This window comes from uncultured Cardiobacterium sp. (assembly GCF_938028185.1).
Lineage (GTDB): Bacteria > Pseudomonadota > Gammaproteobacteria > Cardiobacteriales > Cardiobacteriaceae > Cardiobacterium.
In genome coordinates this window covers 1-8,014 of record NZ_CALJAH010000202.1, presented here as the reverse complement: position 1 = coordinate 8,014, position 8,014 = coordinate 1, and the positions used below count along the sequence as shown (strand labels likewise).

Below are 8,014 nucleotides of genomic sequence, written 5' to 3'. Positions count from 1 at the left end.
CTCCCCCGTGGGGGAGGGCTGGGGTGGGGGCAGGGATACAAATTCTAAAAACGTACACCTTTGCTTGGTTTGGAAAGAGATCTATTGTTTTTTGCCGCCAAAGCCGCCCCATACGGTGCTGCCGTCCTGGTCGATGTGGCTGTAAGAGCCGAAGATTTCTTCAGCCAACGGCCCGGCAAAATTACCGCCAATGACGGTTTTTTTCTCGTCGGCGCCGAGGAAGCCGTTGCCGTTGATGTGGGCGTCGGTGATGCTGCCGCTGTGTGACGGGGTTTTGACGCTAAGGTCGAGGGTACCCTTGGCGAAGTCGGCGCGGGCACTCATCGTGCCGGTCTCGGTGCGCAGGTACTGTTCGTCCTTGTTGTGGAAGTTCAGGATGCTGTCGCCGCTGTAAGTGGCGCTGCCGCCGCCCGGCATTTGTGTGGTTTCGTTGCCGCGCGCGAAAAACAGGCGTTCATCATTCTGGTCAAAATTAAAGTTGCCGAACTGGATGTAGCGGTAGCTGTTGTCACTGACCTGGAAGCTGTTGTAGGACAGGTCTTCTTTGCCGTTGATGTTGTTGAAGATGAGCAGGCCACCTTTGTGCTCGCTGGCTGCGAAGGTCGGCAGTTTGATCTGGCCAACGCTGAGGTTGCATTGGTCACGGATATTGCGGGCAACGGGGGTGCTCAGAATCTCGGTCGTCAAGGTGTAGGTAGCGCCAGTCAGTTCGCCGCTACGGGGAGTGATGGTCAGCGCGCTGTTGTTGGGCTGGTTGTTTTGGTTGTTATTGCCGGGTTGCTGCGGATTTTGGCTGCTGTTATCCGGCTGTTGCGGATGCGGATTTTGCTGGGTATTGCCTGCCTGCTGCGTATTGCCACCGGGCTGCTGGGGGGCGTTACCCGTCTGCTGCGTAGACGGATTGCTGCTGCGGGCGGTCTGGCTGCCATTTATATCGGCAGGCGGCAGGACGGCGCCATCGCTATTGCCACCATTGCTGCCACCACAAGCGCTGAGCAGGGCGAGGGTAAGTGCGCTGAGGACGAAGTGCTTTTTCATGATTTTCCTAAGGTTCTGAAATAAAAGGGCGAGCATTGTAAGGGGGAAGAGATGGGCTTTGCTGCTTTTTTAACGGGATACCCATGCAGGCTTGCGATAACAGCCCCGTTACAATAACGTTTCTGTTACTGACACATTCCGTGACACAACAATCTTCTCTGGCAGCAGCCTGCCCCTATCTCAAAGACAAAGGAACCCTAGACCCACACCCTCGACTACGCCGCCCGCAACCCGCTGCCGCTGGATGTCATCAGCATCCAGTCACAAGTCGTCTATGGCACTGTCGGCAACAACGCTGCCCTGCCGACACTCGCCGCGCACGGCCTGCGTGCCGCTGCCGTGCCAACCGTCCTTTTCTCCAACACCCCGCACTACGACACGATCCACGGCGGCGCCATTCCCGCCGACTGGTTTGCGGGTTATCTCGCCGACCTCGACCGCCGCCTGCAACAAGAAGGGCGCAGCCTCGACGTCTTCATCCAAATCAACACCTCGGACGAACCGCAAAAATACGGCATGGCACCGGACGCCGCCGAAGCCTTCATCCGCGCGCTGCCCGCTTACAGCGCACTGCGCCCGCGCGGGCTGATGACCCTCGCCCTCTTTAGCGACGACCACGAAGCGGTGCGCCGCTGCTTCATCCGCCTGCGCGACCTGCGCGACCGCCTGCGCGACGTGAACCCCGCGCTGGAAGAACTCTCGATGGGGATGTCTGGCGACTTTGAGCTGGCGATTGCCGAAGGCGCGACCACGGTGCGCGTCGGCCAGGCGATTTTCGGCGCCCGCAAAACCCCGGACAGCGAATACTGGCCGGGTCTGGCGCCGGGCTGATTGCAAGCAAAAACGCCGCGGTAAGCGGCGTTTTTTGTGCGCGGGCGACCAGATTGACGGCCTCGTGCCAAGAGCGCTGTTCATGGGCGGTGGGGCAAGCCCCACCCTACGCGCGCTGGTACGAAACACAAAAAACGCCGCATATTGCGGCGTTTTTGCTTGCGGCGGGATGGCCGGCCTCACACCACCCCCGCTTCTCGCCAGGCGAGCAGTTCGTCGGCAGTAATAATGCAGACGCCTTCGCCGCCGTGCTCGAATTCGACCCAGTCAAAGCCCGCTTCCGGGTAGGCGTCTTCCAGTTGCGGCCAGCTCATGCCCACTTCCAGCACCAGCAGGCCGCGTTCGGTGAGGTAATCGGGCGCCTCATGCAGCAGGCGGCGGGTGAAGTCGAGGCCGTCTGCGCCGGATACCAGCGCTTGTCGCGGTTCGTGGCGGTATTCGGCGGCGATGTCGTCCATTTCTGCCGCCTCAACGTAGGGCGGGTTGCAGATGATCCAGTCAAACTGCCCGCTGACGGCGGCGAGGCCGTCGCCCTGGCAGATTGCCACACTGTCCGCCATGCGGAAGCGGGCGAGGTTGATGCGGGCGACGTCGAGCGCGTCCGGGTCGAGGTCGGCGAGGACGACTTCCGCTTGCGGTTGTTGCAGTTGGGCGAGGATGCCGAGACAACCGCTGCCGCAGCAGAGGTCAAGGATGCGCTCCGGTGCTTCGTCTTGCGGCCACCACGGCGCGAGGTCGCGTGCAATGAGTTCGGCGATGGGCGAGCGCGGGATGAGCGCGCGTTCGTCGATGTAGAAGTCGTAGCCGCCGTAGTGGGTGCGGCGGGTGAGGTAGGGTACGGGGACGCGCTCGTTGATGCGCCGCGTGAGCGCATCTTGCAGCGCGGCGGTTTCGCCTTCGGTAAGGCGGGCGGCGAAGTAGGCGGGGCTCAGGTCGTAGGGCAGGTTGAGCAGGCCGAGGACGAGCGCGGCGGCTTCGTCGAGGGCGTTGTCGGTGCCGTGGCCGTAGTAGATGTCAGCGGCGGCGAGGCGGCTCGCGCTGTAACGTATCCAGTCAAGCAGGGTCGTCAAGGTGTGCATGGGGTTTTCCGGGCTGTTAGAATGTGCGCCGTTTTCACGGCTTTGTGGCTTTTTAATGAGAAATTCCAACACGTTATTCTGGCTGGCGCTTCTGTTGTTTGCCGGTTTTTTATTCTACTTGCTCACCCCCGTCCTCACACCTTTTTTGTTGGCGACGCTGCTCGCCTATCTCGGCGACCCGCTGGTGGATCGCCTGCAACGCTGGCGGATGTCGCGCACCTTTGCCGTGGTCACGGTGTTCTCCGGCATTATCCTGCTGTTTTCTTTTGTGGTTCTGGTGATTATTCCGGCGATTGGCGGGCAGATTGACCGCGTCGTCGGCAAGCTGCCCAATTATGGCCAGTGGCTGCGCGACACGGTGCTGCCGCAGCTCGCCGCGCTGTTTGACATCACCCCCGGTGCCTTCAACATGGACGACATCATCGCCACCGTCCGCGACAATCTCGGCTCGTCGGCGACGCTGGTGAAAACGGTGCTGGCGAAGGTGACGGGCTCGGCCAACTGGATTATTTCCTTCGTCGGCTATCTGGTGCTGGTGCCGGTGATTACGTTTTATATGCTGCGCGACTGGAACGCGATGGTGGCGAAGACCGCCGAACTCATTCCGCGCCGCGCGCTTGGCACGGTGACGCAACTGGTGCGCCGCTCCGACGAAGTGCTCGGCGGCTTTCTGCGCGGGCAACTGCTGGTGATGACCGCGCTCGGCATCATCTACGCCATCGGCCTGACCGCGTTGGGGCTGGACATGGCGATTGCCATCGGTCTCTTCGCCGGACTGGTCAGCTTCGTGCCGTATCTCGGCCTCATCGTCGGCATCCTGCTCGCCGGTGGCATGGCGCTGTTGCAATACCATGACTTTGCGCATCTTTTTGGCGTGGTCGTCGTCTTTGCCATCGCGCAGGGCATCGAAGGCATGGTGCTGACGCCGAAATTCGTCGGCGACCGCATCGGCCTGCACCCGGTGGCGGTGCTGTTCGCCGTCCTCGCTGGCGGCCAGCTCTTTGGCTTCGTCGGCATCCTCCTCGCCCTGCCCGCCGCCGCCGTCATCAACGTTTTCCTCGGCCATCTCAAACAACACTACCTGCAAAGCGGCGTCTATGGCGACACCGCCTCCCCTTCAACGGAAGAAAACCCATCATGAAAAAACACCTCCTCGCGCTCATTACCGCCGCCAGCCTGCTCACCGCGTGCAGCAGCGCCATCGACGAACGCGGCTACACCTACGACCCGTGGGAGCCGTTCAACCGCAAAGTGTTCGCCTTCAACGACACCGTTGATACCTACCTGCTCAAACCCATCGCCACCGGCTACGACACCATCACCCCGGGACCTGTGAAAAAAGGTATCAGCAACTTCTTCGGCAACCTCGGCGACGTCGGCTCACTCGCCAACAGCCTGCTCCAGCTCAAATTCCGCCAGTCGCTGCAAATACTCGCCCGCGTCATTGACAACACCGTTTACGGCCTCGGCGGCCTGATAGACGTCGCCACGCCGATGGGCAACCCGAAAATCAACGAAGACTTCGGCACGACGCTCGCTCACTACGGCGTCAACAGCGGCCCCTTCCTCATGCTGCCGCTGTTCGGCCCCTCGACCGTGCGCGACGGCTTTGGCCGCATCGTCGATACCGCGACCACGCCGCAGCGCCTCACCTACCACAACAAGGCGGGCTACTGGACGCTGACCGCCATCAACGGCATCCAGACCCGTGCGCAACTGCTGCCGCTGGAAAAAGTCGCGGGCGAACAGCCGACCGACAAATACACCCTGGTGCGCGACACCTGGCTGCAATACCGCTTCGGCCAAATCACCGGCGAACAGCGCAGCGCGGGCGCTCAAAAAGAACTCGACGACATCTTTGAACAAGAGCAAGGCGTTGGGCAAACTCAATAAACAACAACGTCGCCGCATCGCGGGGCAACAGGCGGACAAACTGGCGGCGCACGACGCCGCCGACACCGCCACCGTCGTCAGCCACCTCGGCTACCAGCTCATCCTCGAACACCACGGCCAGCTCCTTGCCGCCGACTGGCGCAAACACAGCGGCGACATCGCCTGCAACGACCGCGTCCTCATCCACCGCACAGACGACAGCCACGCCGTGGTTGAAGCCATCCTGCCGCGCAAAAATGCGCTCGCCAAATGGCAGGGACGCAAGGCGAAAACCGTCGCCGCCAACCTCGACCAACTGCTCATCACCATCGCCGCCGAACCCCTCTGGCAAGAAAACCTGATTGACCGCCACCTCATCGCCGCGCACCACGCGGGCATCCCCGCCGCTATCCTGCACAACAAAACCGACCTGCTCGACGCCGACGGCATCGCCGCATTGGAAGAACGCCTCGTCCCCTACCACGCGCTGAACATCCCGGTGTACAGCGCCAGCCTGCAAGAAGACGGCGTGCCGCCCGCACTCGCCGCGTGGCTGCAAGACAAACAAACCATCCTCTGCGGCCAGTCCGGCGTCGGCAAATCCAGCCTCATCCGCAGCCTCAAACCCGACGCCGACATCTGGATACAAGCCATCTCCGCCGCCACCGGACATGGTCGCCACACCACCACCAACCTGCGCCGCTACCCGCTGGATGACACGACCGCGCTCATTGACACCCCCGGCGTGCGCGGCTACGCGCTCGAACACCTTGACCGCGCGCAAATCATCAACGCCTGCCCGGACATCGCCCCGCACGCCGGACAATGCCGCTTCGCCGACTGCGACCATCAAACTGCGCCGGACTGCGCCGTCCTTGCCGCTTTGGCACGCGGCGACATCGCCCCCGCCCGCTACCACAACCTGCTGCAACTGCTGGAAAATCCCTGATGCAAATGCCGTAGATCATGACCCCCGCCACCATTGCCGAATGCTTCCGCCGCTTCCGCGACGCCAACCCGCAGCCGACCACCGAACTCGAATACGGCAGCACCTTTGAACTGCTCGTCGCCGTTATCCTCTCGGCACAGGCGACCGACAAGGGCGTGAACAAGGCGACGCGCCGCCTTTTCCCCGTCGCCAATACCCCCGCCGCCATCCTTGCCCTCGGCGAAGACGGGCTGAAGGAATACATCAAAACCATCGGCCTCTACAACAACAAGGCGGCGAACATCCTCAAAACCTGCCAAATCCTCATTGACGAACACGGCGGCGACGTTCCCGCCGACCGCGCCGCACTGGAGCGCCTCCCCGGCGTGGGGCGCAAAACCGCCAACGTTATCTTGAATACCGCCTTTCACCAGCCGGTGATGGCGGTCGATACCCACATTTTCCGCGTCGCCAACCGCACCGGCATCGCGCCGGGCAAAACCGTGCTTGCCGTGGAAAAAGGCCTGATGGCACGGGTGCCGCCCGAATACCTGCTCGACGCGCACCACTGGCTCATCCTGCACGGGCGCTACACCTGCATCGCACGCAAACCGCGCTGCGGTTCCTGCCTCATCTCCGACCTCTGCGACAACCCGCAGTTTGACGAATAGCGACCGCTTCGCCGCAACGACGGCGCAGTTGCGTCAATGCTCTTGGTGCGAGGTGCTGTAAAGGATGCGGTCGGTCAGCGCCATGGCCAGCGCGGAGGCGAGGAAGCCGAGATGCAGCAGCAGTTGCCACATCATCACCTTTTCCGGCAGTTGCGCGGCGTTGATGAAGGTTTGCAGCATATGGATGGAGGAAATGCTGATAATCGCCATCGACAGTTTGACCTTCAGCACCGAGGCATTGACGTGGTTCAGCCATTCGGGCTGGTCGGGGTGGTCTTCGGTGTTGAGCTTGGAGACGAAGGTTTCGTAACCGCCGATGATGACCATCAGCAGCAGGTTGGCAATCATCACCACGTCAATCAGGTTCAGCACGGCGAGCATGATGGCGCTGTCGGCGAGGGTGTCCATTTCGGTGAGCAGGTGCCACAGGCCTTTCATGAATTTGTAGGCGTAGATGAGCTGGACGACGATAAGGCCGAGGTAAATCGGCAGTTGCAGCCAGCGGCTGGCAAAGATGATGTTGGCAATGGCGTTGCGCGGGCGGGAATAGGGCGGGGGATTGGTCATGGGTTTGATATTCCGGGGAAAAAAGGGCGCGTAAGTTAGCGGTTTTCGCGGGTGGGTGCAATGAGGCGATGCAGGTCGGGCATTTGCCCGACATTTGTTATTCAATCTTCGCCCGTTTCAGCCGTAGCGCGTTGCCGAGAACGGAGATGGAGCTCATCGCCATTGCCGCACCGGCGATGATCGGGTTGAGGTAGCCTGCGGCTGCGAGCGGGATGCCCAGTATGTTGTAGATGAATGCGAAAAAGAGGTTTTGCCGGATGTTTTTCAGGGTGGCGCGGCTGATGAGCAGCGCATCGACCAGTTGGCTGACGCTGTGCTGCATCAGGGTGGCGGAGGCGGTGTGTTCAGCGACGTCCGCGCCGTCTTTCATGGCAAAGCTGACGTTGGCGGCGGCGAGTGCGGGCGCGTCGTTGATGCCGTCGCCGACCATCGCCACCACTTTTCCCGCCGCTTTAAGCGCGTCAATGGCAGCGGCCTTGTCGCGCGGGCTCATGTTGCCGCGTGCGTCGTCGATGCCCAGTTGTTGCGCAATCCAGGCAACGGTTCCCGCGTGGTCGCCGCTCATGATGTGCGCGCTGATGCCGTGGATGTGCAGGCGCTCAATGGCGGCGCGGCTGTCCGGCTTCAAAGCGTCGGCGAGGGCGAAGGCGCCGAGCGGGCGGTCGTCCACGGCGACGGCGACGATGCTGGCTATGTTCCAAACTTCATCCAGGTTTTCAGGTAGCGTCAGGCCGCAGTAGTCGGGTTTGCCGACTTTGACGGTGCCGATACCCGCCACATCCGCGCGGATGCCGGCGCCGCTGTCGGTTTTGGCGTTCGTTGTTTCCGGCAGGGCGATGCCGCGTGCCAGGGCGGTGGCGACGATGGCGCGGGCGAGCGGGTGGGTGGCGTTTTGTTCGACGGCGGCGGCGAGGCGGTAGAGTTCGTCGGTTTTTTCATTTGTATGGTCTGCGGTCGCTTCGCGGGTTTTCACACCCCCTCCCCAACCCTCCCCCGCTTCGCAGGGGAGGGGGTTTTTTTCTTCCGCC

At 62.0% G+C, this 8,014-nt stretch carries 8 protein-coding genes and 1 pseudogene; 5 read left to right on the top strand and 4 right to left on the bottom strand.

Annotation, left to right across the window (positions count from 1 at the left end):
- Positions 1-81: 81 nt before the first annotated feature.
- Positions 82-1,038: a transferrin-binding protein-like solute binding protein gene (locus tag Q0349_RS05990; protein ID WP_298079970.1), complete on the bottom strand. Its 957-nt coding sequence runs from the start codon at positions 1,036-1,038 to the stop codon at positions 82-84.
- Positions 1,039-1,467: 429 nt separating this feature from the next.
- Between Q0349_RS05990 and Q0349_RS05985 the strand changes: the two are divergent.
- Positions 1,468-1,869, top strand: a pseudogene (locus Q0349_RS05985) (alanine racemase); the annotation flags it as partial.
- A 179-nt stretch (positions 1,870-2,048) separates the two neighbouring features.
- Here the strand turns inward: Q0349_RS05985 and prmB are convergent.
- Entirely contained in the window at positions 2,049-2,948 is a 900-nt protein-coding gene (prmB, locus tag Q0349_RS05980; protein WP_298079968.1) for a 50S ribosomal protein L3 N(5)-glutamine methyltransferase, read from the bottom strand.
- 55 nt (positions 2,949-3,003) lie between these two features.
- Between prmB and Q0349_RS05975 the strand changes: the two genes are divergently transcribed.
- From Q0349_RS05975 to nth, 4 genes are read left to right on the top strand one after another with little or no spacing between them, the layout of a single operon-like run.
- Entirely contained in the window at positions 3,004-4,089 is a 1,086-nt protein-coding gene (locus Q0349_RS05975) for an AI-2E family transporter (RefSeq protein ID WP_298079967.1), read from the top strand.
- On the top strand, positions 4,086-4,841 hold the full coding sequence (locus tag Q0349_RS05970) for a VacJ family lipoprotein (protein WP_298079966.1): 756 nt from the start codon (positions 4,086-4,088) through the stop codon (positions 4,839-4,841). The genes Q0349_RS05975 and Q0349_RS05970 overlap by 4 nt, the downstream gene beginning before the upstream one ends.
- The gene (gene rsgA / locus Q0349_RS05965; RefSeq protein WP_298079965.1) at positions 4,825-5,769 is read left to right on the top strand and encodes a ribosome small subunit-dependent GTPase A; all 945 of its coding nucleotides are present in this window, start codon (positions 4,825-4,827) and stop codon (positions 5,767-5,769) included. The genes Q0349_RS05970 and rsgA overlap by 17 nt, the downstream gene beginning before the upstream one ends.
- Positions 5,770-5,786: 17 nt before the next feature.
- A complete protein-coding gene (gene nth, locus Q0349_RS05960) occupies positions 5,787-6,419 on the top strand; it encodes an endonuclease III (RefSeq protein ID WP_298079964.1) in 633 nt (210 codons plus the stop codon).
- Between the two features lie 33 nt (positions 6,420-6,452).
- Here nth and Q0349_RS05955 read toward each other — a convergent pair whose 3' ends face one another.
- Entirely contained in the window at positions 6,453-6,986 is a 534-nt protein-coding gene (locus Q0349_RS05955; protein WP_298079963.1) for a TIGR00645 family protein, read from the bottom strand.
- A gap of 97 nt (positions 6,987-7,083) precedes the next feature.
- A partial coding sequence (locus Q0349_RS05950; RefSeq protein ID WP_298079962.1) for an HAD-IC family P-type ATPase occupies positions 7,084-8,014 on the bottom strand: 931 nt, incomplete at its 5' end.